This is a genomic window from Azorhizobium sp. AG788, from assembly GCF_943371865.1.
GTDB lineage: Bacteria > Pseudomonadota > Alphaproteobacteria > Rhizobiales > Xanthobacteraceae > Azorhizobium.
In genome coordinates this window covers 62,214-79,406 of sequence record NZ_CALRWL010000015.1, presented here as the reverse complement: position 1 = coordinate 79,406, position 17,193 = coordinate 62,214, and the positions used below count along the sequence as shown (strand labels likewise).

Genomic DNA, 17,193 nt, shown 5'->3' with positions numbered 1-17,193 from the left:
CTTTGCTCAGGAGTTGCCATGGTGTCGATGATCGAAATTGAGCGACTGACCAAGAGCTACGGCGCCTTCCACGCCGTCGCCGAGTTCAGCCTCACCGTTGCGAAAGGAGAGTTCGTCAGCCTGCTGGGGCCGAGCGGCTCCGGCAAGACGACGCTGCTCAACCTCATCGCCGGCATGACCCGCCCCAGCTCGGGGACCATCCGCATCGACAATGTGGACGTGACCAACCTGCCGCCGAGCCAGCGCGACCTGGGTATGGTGTTCCAGAACTACGCCCTGATGCCGCACATGACGGTGTTCGAGAACATCGCCTTTCCGCTCCAGGTGCGCCGCGTGCCCAAGGCCGAGATCCGGCGCCGGGTGGCGGAGGCGCTGGATCTGGTGCGCATGCCGCAGTTCGCCGACCGCAAGCCCCGCGAACTGTCCGGCGGCCAGCAGCAGCGCATCTCGCTCGCCCGCTGCATGGTCTATCGCCCGGCGCTCATCCTCATGGACGAGCCCCTCGGCGCCCTCGACAAGAAGCTGCGGGAAGAGATGCAGATCGAGATCAGCCGTCTGCATCGGGACTCCGGCATCACCATGGTGTGCGTCACCCACGATCAGGAAGAGGCGCTCAGCATGTCCGATCGTATCGTGCTGATGCGCGAGGGCCGTTGCGTGCAGATCGGCACCGCCGACGAGCTGTATTTCAATCCCACCTCTTCTTACGTGGCCGACTTCATCGGCCATTCCAACCAGTTGCCCTGCACGGTGGCGGAAGAGGCCGCCGGGCAGCTCACCATCGCCTTGGGGGATGGCTCCCAGCGGCAGGCCCCGCGGCCGGCCTTCGCCACGCCGCCGGGCTGCGGCGCGACGCTGCACGTGCGCCCGGAAAGCGCCACCCTCGCCGCGGCGCCCGATGCGGCCCATGCGCTGAAGGGCACACTGGAAGCCTCCATGGTGGTGGGCAGCTGCATCAAGCATGTGGTGCGGCTGGACACTGGCGACACCTTCCTGGTGCAGGAACTCAATCACCGCGGACGCACGCGCCCGCAGTTCGGCGCCCCCGTGTGGGTGGGCTGGCCCACGGATGCCGCCCAACTGCTGCCCCCCTCCTGATCCTGAGCGAGACCGGAATGCTCATCGACTTCTCCAGCCGGCCGCCTCTGCCCGAATTTCAGAAATCGGCGCCGCATCTGGCCAATTACCGAAGGGTCTATAACGCCAGCGAAACCGCCAGCGCCGCGGAGATCGGGCCGGACGCCTTTGCCGATTACCTCGCCTCCTATGATGCGGTGGATGCCCGCCACATCGTGCTCAAGGCCCGCGATCTGGAGACCACCTTCGGCTTCAAGATCAGCAATGACGACGTGGCGCATCTGTGCGCCGCCCACGGCGGACGGTTCATCGGCTTCGCCGGGGTGGACCCGCACAAGGGCGCGGCGGCGGTGGAGGAATTGCGGCGTGCCATATCGGAGCTGGGGCTGCGCGGGCTCAATCTGCAGTGCTTCGAGCACCGGCTGAAGCCCAACGATCCGCTGCTGTTTCCGCTCTATGAGACGTGCCTGGCCCTCGACGTGCCGGTCAATATCCATTGCGGCATCAACTTCTCGACCGCGAGCCTCATGGAATTCGGGCGCCCGGCCTATCTGGACGAGGTGGCCACCACCTTCCCGGACCTGCGCATCTGCGCCTCGCCGCCGGGCTGGCCGTGGGTGCAGGAGCTGATCGCCCTCGCCTGGCGCCATCGCAATCTGCATATCGGCATCGTCTCGGTGCGCCCCAGCCTGCTCACCCGGCCCCATGCGGGCTATGAGGCGCTTTTGGTCTATGGCGCCAAGGTGCTGAAAGACCAGATCATCTTCGGCACCGGCTTTCCCATGCTGCCGGTGGCGCGCACGGTGGCCGAACTCGACGCGCTGCCCATCCCGCCCGAGGTGCGGCACAAGTGGAAATACCAGAACGCAGCGACCTTCCTGCGCCTGTGAGCCGTCGCGTGCCCGCTCGACACCCACCGATGTCGGCGATACCCTCTGACGGCCCCGGAGACCGGCCTCCGCCCTCTCCTCCGCGTGGCGGGGCCAAGCACGCGCACGCCATGAACATCCGTCACCTGCTGATCGTCGATTTGGTGATGGATCTCGGCTCCGTCAGCGCCGCTGCCCGCCGCCTGCGGGTGTCGCAACCCTCGATCACCAAGACGGTGCATCTGGCGGAACAGGAACTGGGCATTCCTCTGTTCCGCCGTGTGGGCGGCCGCCTCCAGCCCACGCCGGAAGCGCAGATCCTCATGCCGGAGGTCAAGCGCCTCGCCGGTTTCGTGGATACGCTGCGCGATCTCGCCGACCAGATCCGCGACGGCCGCTCAGGCCGCATCCGGCTGGCCACCAGTTCGTCCATTGCCAGCTCCATCGTGCCCCTGGCGGTCGCCCTGCTGCGCAAGGACTGGCCGAACCTCTCGGTGGACGTCATGGCCTATGCCACCAAGGACGTGATCGAGCAGGTCACGCGCAACGAGGTCGATCTCGCCATCGCCGATGTGGCGGTGCGCGATCCCGGCCTGAAAGTGACCGTGCTGTGCGAGGCAGACATGGTCTGCGTGCTCCCGCAGGGGCATCGTCTGGCCGGGGCGCCGGAGGTGGGCGTCAAGGATCTGGAGGCGGAATCGGTCATCACCTTTTCCGAGAGCACCACGCTCGGACGGGCGGTGCGCAGCGCCTTCTACGAATCCTATCCCCGCTTTCAGATCGCCAGCACGGTGAACCAATCCACCGTCGCCTGCGCCATGGTGGAGCAGGGCCTTGGCGTTGCGCTCATCGATCCCTTCACGGTGCTGGCCGGCGCCTATCGCGAGTTAGTGACGGTGCGCTTCGTGCCAGAACTGGCCATCCGGCCCGTGCTGGTTCATCGGCGCGATCAGGCGCAGTCGCAGTTCGCCATCCATTTCGAGCACGCTCTGGGGCGGGCCATCGCCCAGATCGCCAGCACGTCCAAAATACTGCGCGTCGCCAGCACGGGCTGAGCCTCGTCTTATGCCGGGCTTGTGAAGTCATGGTCCGGGCGCACTTGCGGTAACGTCAGCCCCAGAGTGTACCAGCCCGGCGTCTCGCTGTGGCGCGCGCCCTTGGCGCCCGCACTGCCGCCCACCATGACCGGACGACCGCGACCACGCCGCACCACTTCACCCCCAAGCCGGGAGCGCGAGATGGCGAAACTGAACATCAATGGCAAGATCCTCGCGCTGGACGTGGAGGACGACACCCCGCTGCTCTGGGCCATTCGCGAGCAGGCCGGACTCACCGGCACTAAATATGGCTGCGGCGTCGGCCAGTGCGGCGCCTGCACCGTGCACCTGGATGGCGTGGCGACGCGCTCCTGCGCCCTGCCGGTCAGTGCGGTGAGCGAGAACCAGAAGATCCTCACCATCGAGGGGCTGGGCGCCGAGCGGCCGCATCCGGTGCAGCAGGCCTGGGCCGAGCTGGACGTGGCGCAATGCGGCTATTGCCAGGTGGGCATGATGATGGCGACCGCCGCGCTGCTGGCGCAGAACTCCAGCCCGAGCGATGCCGAGATCCGGGCCGAGATCACCAATATCTGTCGCTGCGGGACCTATCCGCGGGTGTTGGCCGGCGTGAAGCTGGCCGCCGCGCGCATGACCGCCAACAAGGGGTGAGGGAGGCTGCCATGACGATCCAGACAAAAAGCGATCAGCCGCTGGGCCGCAGGCCCCTCTCCCGCCGGGGCTTCCTTGCCGGGGCCGGCGTGGCCGCCGGTGCCTTCAGCTTCGGCTTTTCCATACCAGTACCGGCCCATGCGGCGGCGCCGGGCGCTGCCACGGAAGTGGGCGCCTGGGTGGTGATCCAGCCCGATGAGACGGTGATCATCCGCATCGCCCGCATCGAGATGGGCCAGGGCTCGCTCACCGGGCTGGCCCAATTGGTCGCCGAAGAACTGGACTGCGACTGGGACAAGGTGCGGTTCGAGCTGGTAACGCCCGGCGAGAACAAGCGCCGCGGCAATGTGTGGAACACCCAGTCCACCGGCGGCTCGCGCGCCATCCGCGGCTCGCAGGACTATGTCCGCAAGGGCGGCGCCACCGCCCGTGCCATGCTGATCGAAGCGGCTGCCCAGGGCTGGGGTGTTCCCGCCGCGCAGTGCACGGTGGCCAAGGGGGTCATCACCCACGCCCAGAGCGGCCGCACCACCACCTATGGCGCCGTGGCCGGCGCGGCCAACGCCCTCTCCCCGCCCGCGACGGTGCCGCTGAAGGATCCGAAGGACTGGACCATCGCCGGCCAGCCGCTGAAGCGCCTCGACACCGCCGACAAGCTGGATGGCTCTTTGGTCTATGGGGTGGACTTTACGATGCCCGGCATGCTGGTCGCGGTGCCGAAGGCCTGTCCGGTTCATGGCGGCAAGTTGAAGAGCTTCGACGCGGCCGCGGTGTCGAAGATGCGCGGCGTCAGGCAGGTCCTGAAGGTGGATGGCGAGACCGTGGCCGTGGTGGCGGACACCTTCTGGCGCGCCAAGGTGGCGCTGGATGCCTTGCCGATCGTGTGGGAGGCGGGCGCCAACGCCCGGGTCTCCAGCGACACCATCGCCGCATTGCTGCGCGAGGGACTTTCCGCCGACACCCCTTATGTGGGCAATCGCGCCGGCGATGCCAAAGCGGTGCTGGCCAAGGCGACAGGGGATAAAGCCTCCCGTGTGATCGAGGCGGACTACAGCTTTCCCTATCAGAACCACGCCCCGATGGAGGTGCTCGCTGCAACCGTGCGCTGGACGCCGGAGCGCTGCGAAGCGTGGGCCCCGACCCAGGTGCCCGAAGCGGCGCTCGCCGCGGTGGCGACCGCCGCCGGCCTCGCGCCGGAGGCGTGCGAGATCCATGTCATGCGCATCGGCGGCAGCTTCGGCCGGCGCCTGCAGACGGATTATCTGCGCATGGCGACACTGATTGCCAAGCAGGTACCCGGCACGCCGGTGAAGATGATGTGGACCCGCGAGGAGGACATGGTCCAGGGCCGTTTCCATCCGGTCACCCAGTGCCGGCTGCGCGGTGTTCTGGATGCGCAGGGCCATGTGGAAGCCCTGCACATGCGCATCGCCGGCCAGTCGATCGCCAGCTTCACCAATCCCGCGGCGGTCACCGCCAATGGCGATCCCTTCGTCTTCCAGGGTCTTTTGCCCACCGGCGCCGAGATGGCCATCGGCTATACCATTCCCAACCTGCTCATCGACCATGCCATGCGCAATCCGCACATCCGGCCGGGCGCCTGGCGCGGAGTGAACCTCAATCAGAATGCGGTCTATCTTGAGAGCTTCATCGATGAACTGGCGGCGGCGGCCGGCCAGGATCCGCTCGCCTTCCGCCGCACCTTGATGGCGAAGCACCCCAAGCATCTGGCGGTGCTGGAGGCGGCGGCCAAGGGCATCGGCTGGGACACCCCGCCGCCGGCCGGCGTGCATCGCGGGCTCGCCCAGGTCATGGGGTTCGGCAGCTATGTGGCGGCGGCGGCTGAAGTCTCGGTGGACAAGGGCAAGCTGAAGATCCACCGCATCGTGGCCGCCACCGACCCCGGCCATGTGGTCAATCCGCAGCAGGTGGAGGCGCAGGTCGCCGGCTCGTTCGTCTACGGCCTGTCCGCCATGCTCTATGGCGAATGCACCGTGAAGGATGGGCGCATCGAGCAGGAGAATTTCGACAGCTACAATGTGATGCGGCTCGACGAGATGCCGGTGGTCGAGGTCATCCTGGTGCCCAGCGGCGGCTTCTGGGGCGGTGTCGGCGAGCCCACCATCGCGGTGGCGGCCCCCGCCGTGCTGAACGCGGTGTTCGCCGCCACCGGCAAGCGGGTGCGCCATCTCCCGCTCAAGAATGTCGACCTCAACATGAGCTGACGGCGGGTGGAAGGATGCGGGAGCCGGGTTGCCGGCCCCCGCCGGTCGCAACAGCGGGCCGTGCCCGCCGGCGCCTCACTTGGCGAGGACGGCCTGGACCATGATCTCGACCTTGCCGCCCACGCCGGCCAGCCGGCTTTCCACGGTGGCGCGCACCGGCTTGTTGTCGGGATCCACCCAGGCATCCCAGACCGCGTTCATGGCATCGAAATCGGCAATGTCGGTGAGCCAGATATTGGCAAGCACCAGATGGCTCTTGTCGACGCCGCAAGCGGCCAGATGCCCGTCGATCTGGGCGAAAATGTCCTGGGTCTGGGCGGTGATGTCGGCGGACTTGTCACGCGCCATCATGCCGGACAGATAGACCATGCCGTTGGCGACGACCGCCTTGGCGAAGCGGCCGCTGGTTTCGATGCGCTGGATCATGCGGAGATCTTTCTCTGGTGGAAGAAGGGTGGCGGCCCGCTCACGCGGCCGAAGGCGGCCTTGATGAGGGAGCGGCCGTGGGGGCCGGAGACACCCTCGCATAGATCGCCTCGATGCGGCCCGCCTCGTCAGCGGTCAGGGCGGCGAATTCCTTCTCGCGGGCGCGCTGGGACAGGCGGCCCTCGTTCTGCCGCAGGAAGCGGAACAGCAGATCCAGCAGCCGGTCGGGCATGTCCACCAGGGCCTGCACCTGGGCCTTGAACAGGTCATAGGTCCTCAGAAACGCGGTCTCCGCCGGCAGATCCACATCGATGGTGCGGGCGACGCAATCGAACAGAAACTCGGCGTGGGGCGTGGCATCGAAATAGCGATAGAAATCCGCTGTCTCATGGGGCACCTCCACATTGCCGCGGCCGGTGGGGCGCCAGTCGATCAGCGGCAGCAGACGGCGCGAATAGGTTTCCAGCACGGTGCGATAGAGGCCGATCCGCTCCAGGATGACGGCGGAGACGGGGAACACCAGTCCCGGCGGATTGAAGCCGCGCTCGGCCAGCACATGGTGGATCAGATAGCGGTGCAGCCGGCCGTTGCCGTCCTCGAACGGGTGGATATAGACGAAGCCGAAGGCGAGAATGGCGGCAGCCAGAACCGGATCCAGCGCCTGCGCCGCGCCACGGTCGAACGCCGTCAGGCCGTCGATCAGGCCCGCCAGATCCTCCGGCCGGGCGCTGATGTGATCGGGAAGCGGCGCGCCGGTTATGCGATCATGCTCGCCGATGAAGCCGCCCTCGGTGCGCAGGCCGAGATGGACGAAGCGGGCATCGCCGATGACGATGCGCTGCAGGCGCTCCAGCTCCGCCCGGTCGATGGGGCGCCGGCCCGCTTCGCCGATCACCTGCCCCCAGCGCTGGATGCGCTCCTGCGGCGGATCCTCCCCCTCGATGGCGAAGCTGGAGCGGGAATCCTTGAGCAGCAGGAAGGCGGCGGTGCGGGCCAGCAGATCCGCCGGCACCTCGGCCGCCAGGCGGCGGGCTTCGTCCGCGAGCCGGCGCGCGACGTGCGCCTCCAGGGCCGGGGTGCGGAACACCAAAGGGCAGAAGGCCGGGGTGCCCGGCAGGTTGTTCTTCACCCGATGGCGGGGCGAGGTCACGCTGCCCGCTGCCCATTGCCGCTCCGGATCCACCACCAGGGCATAGCTGCCCTTGGCGGCATCAGGCAGGGCGAGGCGCTGATCCAGCAACCATTCGTAGAGAAACCAGATCCGCCGTGCATAGGACCCGGTGGGTGCGGCGCGCACCATGGCGGCGATGGGATCGGGACCGGTGGCCTTGAACAGCGCCTTGAGCACGGCAAGGTCCAGCCCCTCGTAGCGGAGCGCGAAGGTGAGATGCCCGGCCAGGGTGGCCTCGGGGGCATGGCGGGGCGTATAGAGCCGCCAGCCGTCCGCCGCATAGACCTTGTGCCGTGGCCCGATGGCGGACAGCGTGAGCGGCACCGGCACGGCCAGCTCGTATGCCGCGATCAGGGCGGCATAGCCCACCGGAACGGCGGCCTCCGGCAGCCAGCGGTCATGAAAGACGCGCACCGGTCCTGAAAATGCCGCTTCCTGGGCAGGTGTCATGAATTTCGATGCCGGGCCGTGATAAAGAGATCTAGACCAGGATTTTCACGAAAAACGATAACTGGCAATGCCTTTCGCTGGCGGCGACGGGCACCACCATGGTCAAGGTCCAGATGGCATCGATCTCCGCATGATGCCCACGCCGCAGGGGCCACCTGCGCGATGCATCGCCCGAACTCCCCCTGAGGGATGGGAGGTCTACGCCGCTGATCGTGCCGGCCGGTGCGCCGGGCGGGCGAGGCGAGATCTTCGCGCCGGGATTTTCGCACAGGGTGGCGCCTCCGGATCCGGTCCGGAACAGACGGCGACGGCATCCTTTGGGCGCCAACCGACAGATCAGCACTGCGGGCTTTTCGCCGCCTCCATGGCCAGGGTCTCACGAAACGCGGGGGCGGCGATGGCGATCAGGCGGCGGGCGCGCTCGCGGAAGGTCGCACCGCGCAAGTCGGCCACACCATATTCGGTCACCACCACGTCGGCATCGCTCTTGGGCAGGGTGACATTCGACAGGCGGGGCACGATGCGGCTCAGCGTGCCTCTGCGGGCGGTGGCGGGCAGCGCGATGATGCTGCGCCCACCGTTCGAGACCTGCGCCGCGCGGGCGAAATCCAGCAGGCCGCCGGTGCCGCCCACATAGGCGCCCCCGGCCGTCTCCGTATTCACCTGCCCGGACAGGTCCACCTCCAGCGCGGAATTGATGGCCACCAAATTCTCTATCGCCGCCAACACGTCGCGGCCATGGGTATAGCGTGCCGGTCGCACGCGGATGTCGGCATTGTCGTCCGCATGCGCGCGCGCCAGCGCCGTGCCGAAGATGGCGTTGGTAATGGTGAGGCCCGCATCCACGCCCTTGCGGCCATTGGTGACCACCCCGCGCTTGATCAGCTCCACCACGCGATCGCCGATGACGCCGGAATGGATGCCCAAGTCGCGATGGCCGGTCAGTGCCGCCAGCACCGCGTCGGGAATGGAGCCGATGCCGATCTGGAGCACCGCGCCGTCGGGCACGAGCCCCGCCACATGGGCGGCGATGGCCTGCTCCGTTCCGCCCATGACGGTGGGCGCCACATCCACCGGCGGATACCGGGCCTCCACCAGCAGGAGGTTCTGCAGCCCCTCGGGCAGCGGCGCGTCATGGGTCCAGGGGGCGTCTTGATTGACCTCGGCGATGACGAGGCGGGCATGGCGGGCGGCCTGGGCGGTATAGTCATTGGCAAGGCTGAGGCTGAAGCGGCCATCGCTGCGCGGCGGCGCCAGTTGGAGCAGCACCACGTCCGCCCGCCACGCGCCGGAGCGGGCGGCGGCGTCCAGCGCACTGTAATGGGTGGGCAGCACGTCCAGCAGACCCGCACTCCACAGCCGACCGGCGGCGCCCATGGCACCGTAGCTGGAAAAGCGCAGTTGCGTTCCCCGCACGGTGTCCGGCGTGAAGCTGTCGGCCAGCAGCGGGCCGACGAACACATCCAGCGGACCCAGCGCGGGCGCCTGCGCGGCGAGGCGGCGGGTCAGGGTCAGCGGCTCGGCCGCCCCCTGCCCGCACACCACACGGTCACCCGGACGCAGCAGGGTGGAGAAATCCAGCGTATCCGCATCCGCCGGACGCGCGCTGTGCATATGGAGCCCCATGCGCCCGCCTCAGCCCGCCGCCATGCCGCCGGCCGCAGGGCGGCGGGCGAGGATGGCGGCAGCCTGCGCGATGATGGGGCGGTCCACCAGTTTGCCGTCCACCGTGACCGCGCCATGGGCGCCACTGCCGGCGGCCACCACCCGCTGCGCCCAGTCGACCTCCTGATCGCTGGGCGAGAAGCCGGCGTTGACCGGCGCCACCTGCAGCGGGTGGATGCACAGCTTGGCGCCGAAGCCGAAACGTCTGGCATGGGCGATATCCGCCGCCAGCGCCGCCTGGTCCTGCACGGCGAGCGTGACGCCCTCCACCGGCGGCGGCAAGCCGGCGGCGCGGGACACCACCACCAGTTCGGTGCGGATGGCGTCCAGCTCGCTGCCCAGTCCGCCAATGCCGGTCTCGGCGCAGAAATCCACCGAGCCGAAGGCGAGCCGGGAGAGGCCCGGCGTAAACACCAGCCGGCGCAGGTCCAGATAGGCGCGGATGGTCTCGATCAGCGCCACCAGCGGGCGTTCCGGTGGAAGATGGACGCGCACGCCGGCAATGGCTTCAGCGGTGTCGGCTTTGGGCAACATGAGACCCGTGACCTTGGGCTTGCGGGCCAGCGCCTTCAGGTCGTCTTGATGCCACGGGGTATCGGCGGCATTGACCCGCACCATGATGGGCCGGGCCTCCGGCCCATCCAGCCATTGGGCCAGGCCCGCGCGGGCCCCGGCCTTGTTGTCCGGCTGCACGGCGTCCTCGAGGTCGATCACCACCCGATCGGCGCCGGTGGCCAGCGCCTTGAGGAAGCGTTCGGGCCGGTCGGCGGGCACGAAGAGGAAGCTGCGTTCGCTGCTGGTCATGCGGTGTGCCTCCTCACACGGGGTTGCGGGCAATGAGCTGCTTGGCGATGATGATGCGCTGCATCTCGTTGGTGCCTTCGCCGATGACGAGCAACGGCGCGTCGCGATAGAGCCGCTCCACATTGTATTCGCGCGAATAGCCGTAGCCGCCGTGAATGCGCAGAGCCTCCTGGCTGTTTTCCATGCCCGCCTCGGTGGCGAAATACTTCGCCATGCCGGCTTCCATGTCACAGCGTTCGCCGCGGTCGAATTTCTCCGCCGCCTTCTCGGTCAGCAGGCGCGCGGCCTCGGTGCGGGTCGCCATCTCGCCCAGCTTGAGCTGGATCGCCTGATGTTCGCAGATGGGCTTGCCGAAGGTCTTGCGCACCTGCGCATAGGCCACCGACTCGTCCAGCGCCGCCTGCGCCAGACCGACGCCGCGCGCCGCCACATTGATGCGCCCCAGCTCCAGCCCGCCCAGCACCTGCTGAAGTCCTTTTCCCTCGACGCCGCCGATCAGCCGGTCCACCGGCACGCGATAGTCCTCGAACACCAGTTCGCAGGTGTCGATGCCGCGATAGCCCAACTTCTCCAGCTTGCGCGCCACCTTGAAGCCCGGGCCCTTTTCCGCGATCAGCAGGCTCATGCCCTTGTGGCGGGGCGAGGCGCCGGGATCGGTCTTCACCAGCAAAGCGATGGTGTTGCCGTACATGGAATTGGTGATCCAGGTCTTGGCCCCGTTGACCACATAATGGTCGCCCTCGCGCTTGGCGACGGTGCGGATGGCTTGCAGATCCGTGCCGCAGTCGGGCTCGGTGAGACCGATGCCGCCCCGCAATTCGCCGGTGGCGAACAGCGGGAGATAGTGCCGCTTCTGCTCCTCGGTGCCGCAGCGCTGCACTGCGCTCGCCATGATGAGATGCGAGTTGATGATGCCCGAGACCGACATCCAGACCGTCGAGATACGCTCGATGATCTTCACATAGGTCATCGTGGAGAGACCCAGGCCGCCGTATTCCGGGCTGATGGTGCAGCCGAACAGGCCGAGATCCTTCATCTTCTCGACGATCTTGGCCGGATATTCATCCTTCGCCTCCAGATCATGCGCCACCGGGCGCACTTCGGCTTCCAGAAAGCGGTCGACGCTGGCGAGGATGAGGGCCTCGTCCTCATTGGGCAGGGATGCGTGGGCGTTCATGGGAAAAACCTTTATTGTTCGTGGAATCAGGACCGGCGCGCCGTCTCAGACGGCATCGCCCACACCGTGGCCGCGCTTGGGGATCAGCGCGCTGCGCACGAAGTTCATCACCGGTGTGCCATCCTGCTTGAAGGCGCGGGTCTGCACGGTGACGATGCCCTGCGTCGGGCGCGACTTGGACTCGCGCATCTCCAGCACCTCGCTTTCCGCATAGAGCGTGTCACCGGGGAACACCGGGCTGGTGAGGTTGATCTCCTTCCAGCCCAGATTGGCGATGGCCTTGCCGCTGACGTCGTTGACGCTCATGCCGAGCACGATGGCGAGGCTCAGGCCGCTGTTGACCAGCGGCTTGCCGAATTCGCTCTTCTCCGCGAACGCCCGGTCACAATGCATGGGGTGGAAGTTCATGGTCATCAGCGAGAAATTGATGTTGTCGCTCTCGGTGATGGTCCGGCCTGGCCGGTGGTCGTAGATGGTGCCCACTTCGAACTCCTCGAAGTAGCGGCCAAACGGCGTGGGAATCCGGGTCTTCTCAAGCGTTGCCACAGACATGGCCTGTCTCCTCATGTTGGGCGCCGCCGGACAGCCGGCGGCGCGCATCCGTTAGTCCGTATGGAAGGTGCAAAAGGCCGAAAGCTCTTCACGCGTGGTGCGCAGGCGGTTGGCGGGCTCGCCGGCATCCTCGTGGCCGATGGCCATGCCGGCGATCACCATCTGGCTGTCGGGAATGCCCAAGCGCCGGCGCACGATCTGCGGATAATTGCCGATGGCAGCGAGCGGGCAGGTGTGCAGCCCATGGCCGCGCGCCAGCACCATCACGTTCTGCATGAACATGCCGTTGTCCACCCAGCTGCCGGGATTGAGGTCGCGGTCGATGGCGAACACCAGGCCCGCGGGGGCGCCGAAGAAGCTGTAATTCTTCGCCCGCTGGCGCAGTCCGGCCTCGCGGTCGCCGCGCTCCACGCCGGTGAGGGCATAGAGCGACCAGCCGGTCTGTCGCCGCCGCTCGATATAAGGCGAGCGCCAGTGGGTGGGGTAATAGGCATAGTCCGGCGCCTCCGGCTCGCCGGCCAGGAAGACCGAGGTCAGTTCCTCTCCCAGCGCCCGCAGTGCTTCTCCGGTCAGCACATGCACCTGCCAAGGTTGGATGTTGCTGCCGCTGGGCGCCCGGCGCGCCACGCCGAGAATGCGCTCCAGGAGGGACAGGTCCACGGGATCGGACAGGAAGCCGCGGACCGAGCGACGGGAGGCCACGGCCTCTTCCACGATCTCGGCCGGAGATGCGGCGGGTGCGGGCATGGGAGCGGCCTCAGGCATGGAGGGCCTCGGGCGCCTCGCCCAGGAACACGCGCTTGACCCGGTCATCGGCCAAAAGTTCGCCGGCCGGTCCCTTGAAGGCGACACGGCCCGTGTGCATCACATAGCCGTAGTCGGCCACCGTGAGCACCATGGAGGCCTTCTGCTCCACCACGATGATGGTCAGGCCGCTCTGCGTCAGCTCGGTGAGCTTCTCGAACACCACCGCCACGAACTTCGGCGACAGGCCGAGCGAAGGCTCATCCAGGATGATCACGTCCGGCGCCGTCACCAGTGCCCGAGCGATGGCGAGCATTTGCTGCTCACCGCCGCTCATGTTGCCGGCCAACTGGCTCATGCGCTCGCCGAGAATGGGAAACAGGCCGCAGAGGCGGTCAATCGCCTCGCGCAGACGGCGACGATCCGAGCCGAGCGTGTAGCCGCCCAGCTCCAGATTTTCGCGCACCGTCATTTCCGGCAGCACGATGCGCCCTTGCGGCACATAGGCGATGCCACGGGAGAGCCGCCGGTAACCGGCCTCGCGCGTGATGTCGGTGCCCCGGACGAGGATCCGGCCCGACCATGCGGGCAGGAGGCCGGCCGCCGCCTTGATGACGGTGGACTTGCCGGCGCCGTTGGAGCCGATGATGGCGGTCATGACGCCCTGCCGAAACGAAAGGTCCGCATCCCGCACCACCTCGACGTCGCCATAGCCGGTGGTGAGCCCTTGAATATCCAGCAGAATGGGCTGGACCGGGGCTGGGATCGGCGCCGCTATGGGATGCATTGCGAGAGAACTCATTGAAGCGCGTCTCCGCTATGGGTGAAGGCGGGAATGCGGGGGCGCGCGGCCTCAAGCTGGGATGCGCGCGTCCCCCATTGCGTGACATGGCTGTTCGGCTGGAGGCCGAGCAGGTGGGCGGCCCGCTCGGCGACGGCGATGACCCGCGACAGGTCGAGGCCGGTCCCGATGCCGGAAGCCTCCAGCAGATGCACCAGATCCTCGGTGGGATAATTGCCCGGTGGCCGCTCGCCGCCCGGCATGGCCATGCCGCCGCCCAGCCCGCAGACCGCGCCCTCCAGCCAGCGCGCGCCGCCATCCAGGGCGGCGAGGATGTTGGCGGGCGCAAATCCGGCGCGGTCGTGGACGTGATAGCCGAAGGCGCAGTCCGGGAAAGCGCCGACGAGGCGCGCGAACAGGCGCGAGACATGACGCGGGTCTTCCATGCCGACGGAGCCCGCCAGATAGATGCGCCGCACGCCGGCATCGTGCAGGCGCTCGACGGCGCGCAGCACATCCGCCTCCGGGATCGTGCCCTCGTAGGGGCACCAGAACGACATGCCCAGCGCCATGACGAAGCGCCGCCCGGCCTCCTGCGTCAGCGCGAAGGCGCAGATCGCCTGATCCAGCGCCTGTTCCACCGTCATGTTCTGGTTCTTGGCGGTGTAGGTGCCGCTGAGGGTGGCAAGGCCGAGCACCTCATCCGCCTGTGCCGCCACCGCCCGCTCCGCCCCGCGCAGGTTAGGGGCGAGCGCACGGTAGATGGTGCCCGGCCGGCGGGTGATGCCGGCCATCACCGCCTCCGCATCCGCAAGATTGGGAATGGCGCGCGGATGGGAGAATGCCGTGACCTCGATCACCGGGAATCCGGCATCCGTGAGCGCATCCACCAGCGCGATCTTGGTGCGCGTGTCCACCGCGCGCGAATGGCTTTGCAGGCCATCGCGGGGCGACACTTCGACGATCTCGGTCCGGGAGGGGAGCGCGAGCATGGCGGCCTCTCAGAAATAGGCAGCCAGCACGGCGGGGTCCTCGCGGACCTCCGCCGGCCGGCCGTGCGCGATCACCCGGCCTTCCGCCAGCACGTACACCTGATCGCAAATATCGAGCACGATGCGCATTTCGTGGTCGATGAAGAACAGGGTCATGCCCCGTTCCCGCAACCGCACCAGATAGTCGACGATCTGGTTCTGCAAGCGCGGGTTGATGCCGGCGAAGGGTTCGTCCAGCAAAAGCAGCGTGGGCGACATCATCAGCGCCCGCGCGATCTCCGCCAGCTTGCGCTGGCCATAGGAGAGTTCCGCACCCCAGCAGTCGCGCAGGCGGGTGATCTCCAGCAACTCGAGCAATTCCAGCGCCCGATCCACGGCCGCGGAATCATCAAGGCCGTGAGCCACGGCGATGAGATTCTCAAGCACCGTCATCTCGGCGAAGACGCGGCTGATCTGGAAGGTGCGGCCCACCCCTTCGCGGCAGATGCGGGCGGGCGATGCGCGGGTCACGTCGCGCCCGTCCAACAGGATGCTGCCGGCATCGGGGGCCAGGGCGCCGGCCACCATGTTGAACAAGGTGGACTTGCCGGAGCCGTTCGGCCCGATGACGCCGGTGATGGAGCCGACGGCCACCTCGAGGCTTGCGGCATCCAGGGCGACGCGGCCGCCGAAGCGCTTGCTCACCCCGTTCACCACGAGTTTGTGTGCGATCTCAGCCAAGGGCGGCCTCCGTGCGCATTCCGGGGGGAGAGCGGCGGGCGACGAGGCGGCGCAGCCCCTCGCGTCCGACGGGGAACAGCAGGCTGCGGCGGCGGGCCATGCCGGCCAGCCCGCGCGGCATGAAGACGATGGCCAGCAGGATCACGCAGCCCACCAGCATCAAGTAGATTTCGGGGAAGCGGGACCACAGCAGCTCATTGATGACCGACATGGTGACCACACCCACCAGCGGGCCGAACACCGTGCCGAGCCCGCCCAGCAGCACCATGGAGATGGTGGTCAGCTCGGTCATGGGCGCGAACGCGGTGGCCGGATCGATGAAGGCCAGATAGGTGGCATAGAGCGAACCGGCCGCCGCCGGCGCGATGGCGGAGGCGGCGAAGACGCCGATCTTCAGCCGGCTGGTGCGCACGCCCAGCGCCTCCGCTGCCGTCTCGTCCTCGCGGATCGCCAGAAGCTGCAGACCGAGGCGCGAATTGTCGAGGCGCCAGGTGGCGACCAGCAACCCCAGTGCAAGCACCGCAAACGCGGCATAGATCTGCCGCATGTCGGAAACCGGCGAGAGATAGAGCCCCGTGCCGCCATCGGTGATGCCGTCGAAGCCGAGCGCGAAATTCTCAAACACCCGCGCCATGCCGAACATGCCGATGGCGAAGAACGGCCCCTTGAGCCGGAGCATGGCGAAGCCCAGCGGCAGCGCGAGCACGAGGCCGCCGAGGGCGGCCGCCACCGCCGCCGGCAGCCAGTGCCAGCCGGCTCCCATGCACAGCGCACCCACATAGGCACCGAAGCCGAAGAAGGCCACCTGCCCGAAGTGGGTATAGCCGGCATAGCCGCCGATCAGATTCCAGGAATAGGCGAGCGCCGTGAACATCAGCAGCTGCACGCCGAAGGATATGGCGTATTCGCTGCCGACGAAGGGCAGGATGAGCACCGCGACGGCGGCGGTTGCGATGAAAGCGATCGAGTTCATACGCGCATCCCCACACCGAGCAGGCCGCGCGGGCGCACCAGAAGCACCGCGAGCATGATGAGAAAGAGAAGGGCGGAGCCGATCACCGGCCCGACCACATAGGAGCCGAACACCTCGACGATGCCGAGCAGGATCGCCGCCATCATGGCGCCGGGATAGGACCCCATGCCGCCGACGATGATCACCGCGAAGGCCTTGATCAGGAAGCGCGAGCCCAGCTGCGGGTCGGAGGCGAAGGCGGGCGCCAGCAGCACGCCCGCCAGGCCCGCCATGGCCGAGCCGAGCGCGAAGGTGAAGGTGCGCATCCGCTCAATGGAGATGCCGGAAATGGTGGCAAGTTCGGGGGCCTGCGCCACCGAGCGGATGGCCCGGCCGAAGCGGGTGGCCGTGAGGAACCACCAGACCCCGAGGCTGACCGCCATGGCGCCGGCGAATGCGACCAGGCGGGACAGGGAGACATTCACGCCCAGCATCTGCACCGAGCCGCCGAGCACATCCGGCAGGCCGCGATAACCGCCGCCCCAGATCAGGATGGAGAGGTTCACCAGGATGGTGGAGAAGGCGAAGGTCGCCAGCAGCGACATGATCATCGGCCCATCCACCAGCCGCCGCAGGATCACCAGCTGGAACAGCAGGCCCAGGGCGGCGGTGAGCAGCGGCACGATGACCAGGGCCGCCACAAACGGCAGGTGCATGCCCCCCACCAGCGACACGGTGGCAAGCGCCCCCACCGCCATGAACTCGCCATGGGCGAAGTTGACCACGCGCATGACGCCGAAGATCAGATTGAGGCCGCAGGCCATCAACGCATAGAGGCCGCCGAGCAGCACGCCTCCCACAAGGAGTTCGAGGACGGGCACG

17 protein-coding genes are annotated in these 17,193 nt (G+C 67.7%); 5 read left to right on the top strand and 12 right to left on the bottom strand.

What is annotated here, in order from left to right; genetic code table 11:
* Positions 1-18: 18 nt before the first annotated feature.
* The 5 genes from AAG816_RS11240 to AAG816_RS11220 all read left to right on the top strand — a co-directional run bounded on the left by AAG816_RS11240 (position 19) and on the right by AAG816_RS11220 (position 5,877).
* Entirely contained in the window at positions 19-1,098 is a 1,080-nt protein-coding gene (locus AAG816_RS11240) for an ABC transporter ATP-binding protein (protein ID WP_341989709.1), read from the top strand.
* Positions 1,099-1,115: 17 nt separating this feature from the next.
* Entirely contained in the window at positions 1,116-1,967 is an 852-nt protein-coding gene (locus AAG816_RS11235; RefSeq protein ID WP_341989708.1) for an amidohydrolase family protein, read from the top strand.
* A 110-nt stretch (positions 1,968-2,077) separates the two neighbouring features.
* Positions 2,078-3,001, top strand: coding sequence for a LysR family transcriptional regulator (locus AAG816_RS11230; protein WP_341989707.1), 924 nt, complete (start codon positions 2,078-2,080; stop codon positions 2,999-3,001).
* A 183-nt stretch (positions 3,002-3,184) separates the two neighbouring features.
* The gene (locus tag AAG816_RS11225; RefSeq protein WP_341989706.1) at positions 3,185-3,652 is read left to right on the top strand and encodes a (2Fe-2S)-binding protein; all 468 of its coding nucleotides are present in this window, start codon (positions 3,185-3,187) and stop codon (positions 3,650-3,652) included.
* Between the two features lie 11 nt (positions 3,653-3,663).
* Positions 3,664-5,877, top strand: coding sequence for a molybdopterin cofactor-binding domain-containing protein (locus AAG816_RS11220; RefSeq protein WP_341989705.1), 2,214 nt, complete (start codon positions 3,664-3,666; stop codon positions 5,875-5,877).
* Positions 5,878-5,952: 75 nt separating this feature from the next.
* On the opposite strand, the gene AAG816_RS11215 is transcribed toward AAG816_RS11220, so the two are convergent.
* From AAG816_RS11215 to AAG816_RS11160, 12 genes are all read right to left on the bottom strand, one after another.
* On the bottom strand, positions 5,953-6,303 hold the full coding sequence (locus AAG816_RS11215; RefSeq protein ID WP_341989704.1) for a RidA family protein: 351 nt from the start codon (positions 6,301-6,303) through the stop codon (positions 5,953-5,955).
* Between the two features lie 40 nt (positions 6,304-6,343).
* On the bottom strand, positions 6,344-7,924 hold the full coding sequence (locus AAG816_RS11210; protein WP_341989703.1) for a Fic family protein: 1,581 nt from the start codon (positions 7,922-7,924) through the stop codon (positions 6,344-6,346).
* A 336-nt stretch (positions 7,925-8,260) separates the two neighbouring features.
* Positions 8,261-9,538, bottom strand: coding sequence for an acetyl-CoA hydrolase/transferase C-terminal domain-containing protein (locus AAG816_RS11205; RefSeq protein ID WP_341989702.1), 1,278 nt, complete (start codon positions 9,536-9,538; stop codon positions 8,261-8,263).
* Positions 9,539-9,559: 21 nt separating this feature from the next.
* Complete coding sequence (locus AAG816_RS11200) at positions 9,560-10,393, bottom strand: CoA ester lyase (RefSeq protein ID WP_341989701.1); 834 nt, start codon at positions 10,391-10,393, stop codon at positions 9,560-9,562.
* Positions 10,394-10,406: 13 nt separating this feature from the next.
* Complete coding sequence (locus tag AAG816_RS11195) at positions 10,407-11,570, bottom strand: acyl-CoA dehydrogenase family protein (protein ID WP_341989700.1); 1,164 nt, start codon at positions 11,568-11,570, stop codon at positions 10,407-10,409.
* Positions 11,571-11,615: 45 nt separating this feature from the next.
* Positions 11,616-12,122 carry a MaoC family dehydratase gene (locus AAG816_RS11190; RefSeq protein WP_341989699.1) on the bottom strand — a complete coding sequence of 169 codons (507 nt, stop codon included), beginning with the start codon at positions 12,120-12,122 and terminating at the stop codon, positions 11,616-11,618.
* A 51-nt stretch (positions 12,123-12,173) separates the two neighbouring features.
* A complete protein-coding gene (locus tag AAG816_RS11185; protein ID WP_341989698.1) occupies positions 12,174-12,887 on the bottom strand; it encodes a nitroreductase in 714 nt (237 codons plus the stop codon).
* Positions 12,880-13,668, bottom strand: a complete 789-nt coding sequence (locus tag AAG816_RS11180) for an ABC transporter ATP-binding protein (RefSeq protein WP_341989697.1) — start codon at positions 13,666-13,668, stop codon at positions 12,880-12,882. The genes AAG816_RS11185 and AAG816_RS11180 overlap by 8 nt, the downstream gene beginning before the upstream one ends.
* Positions 13,665-14,639 (bottom strand): hydroxymethylglutaryl-CoA lyase, encoded by a 975-nt coding sequence (locus AAG816_RS11175; RefSeq protein WP_341989696.1) that lies wholly within the window; start codon positions 14,637-14,639, stop codon positions 13,665-13,667. The genes AAG816_RS11180 and AAG816_RS11175 overlap by 4 nt, the downstream gene beginning before the upstream one ends.
* Before the next feature lie 9 nt (positions 14,640-14,648).
* Positions 14,649-15,359, bottom strand: coding sequence for an ABC transporter ATP-binding protein (locus tag AAG816_RS11170; protein ID WP_341989695.1), 711 nt, complete (start codon positions 15,357-15,359; stop codon positions 14,649-14,651).
* Complete coding sequence (locus tag AAG816_RS11165) at positions 15,352-16,332, bottom strand: branched-chain amino acid ABC transporter permease (RefSeq protein WP_341989694.1); 981 nt, start codon at positions 16,330-16,332, stop codon at positions 15,352-15,354. Before AAG816_RS11165 ends, AAG816_RS11170 begins: the two co-directional genes overlap by 8 nt.
* Complete coding sequence (locus tag AAG816_RS11160) at positions 16,329-17,192, bottom strand: branched-chain amino acid ABC transporter permease (protein ID WP_341989693.1); 864 nt, start codon at positions 17,190-17,192, stop codon at positions 16,329-16,331. The genes AAG816_RS11165 and AAG816_RS11160 overlap by 4 nt, the downstream gene beginning before the upstream one ends.
* Position 17,193 lies beyond the last annotated feature (1 nt).

Excerpts from the sequence above, each read along its gene's own strand:
- AAG816_RS11240 (WP_341989709.1), top strand. The coding sequence starts at position 19 with ATGGTGTCGATGATCGAAATTGAGCGACTGACCAAGAGCTACGGCGCC.
- AAG816_RS11235 (WP_341989708.1), top strand. The coding sequence starts at position 1,116 with ATGCTCATCGACTTCTCCAGCCGGCCGCCTCTGCCCGAATTTCAGAAA.
- AAG816_RS11230 (WP_341989707.1), top strand. The coding sequence starts at position 2,078 with ATGAACATCCGTCACCTGCTGATCGTCGATTTGGTGATGGATCTCGGC.
- AAG816_RS11225 (WP_341989706.1), top strand. The coding sequence starts at position 3,185 with ATGGCGAAACTGAACATCAATGGCAAGATCCTCGCGCTGGACGTGGAG.
- AAG816_RS11220 (WP_341989705.1), top strand. The coding sequence starts at position 3,664 with ATGACGATCCAGACAAAAAGCGATCAGCCGCTGGGCCGCAGGCCCCTC.
- AAG816_RS11215 (WP_341989704.1), bottom strand. The coding sequence starts at position 6,303 with ATGATCCAGCGCATCGAAACCAGCGGCCGCTTCGCCAAGGCGGTCGTC.
- AAG816_RS11210 (WP_341989703.1), bottom strand. The coding sequence starts at position 7,924 with ATGACACCTGCCCAGGAAGCGGCATTTTCAGGACCGGTGCGCGTCTTT.
- AAG816_RS11205 (WP_341989702.1), bottom strand. The coding sequence starts at position 9,538 with ATGCACAGCGCGCGTCCGGCGGATGCGGATACGCTGGATTTCTCCACC.
- AAG816_RS11200 (WP_341989701.1), bottom strand. The coding sequence starts at position 10,393 with ATGACCAGCAGCGAACGCAGCTTCCTCTTCGTGCCCGCCGACCGGCCC.
- AAG816_RS11195 (WP_341989700.1), bottom strand. The coding sequence starts at position 11,570 with ATGAACGCCCACGCATCCCTGCCCAATGAGGACGAGGCCCTCATCCTC.
- AAG816_RS11190 (WP_341989699.1), bottom strand. The coding sequence starts at position 12,122 with ATGTCTGTGGCAACGCTTGAGAAGACCCGGATTCCCACGCCGTTTGGC.
- AAG816_RS11185 (WP_341989698.1), bottom strand. The coding sequence starts at position 12,887 with ATGCCTGAGGCCGCTCCCATGCCCGCACCCGCCGCATCTCCGGCCGAG.
- AAG816_RS11180 (WP_341989697.1), bottom strand. The coding sequence starts at position 13,668 with ATGAGTTCTCTCGCAATGCATCCCATAGCGGCGCCGATCCCAGCCCCG.
- AAG816_RS11175 (WP_341989696.1), bottom strand. The coding sequence starts at position 14,639 with ATGCTCGCGCTCCCCTCCCGGACCGAGATCGTCGAAGTGTCGCCCCGC.
- AAG816_RS11165 (WP_341989694.1), bottom strand. The coding sequence starts at position 16,332 with ATGAACTCGATCGCTTTCATCGCAACCGCCGCCGTCGCGGTGCTCATC.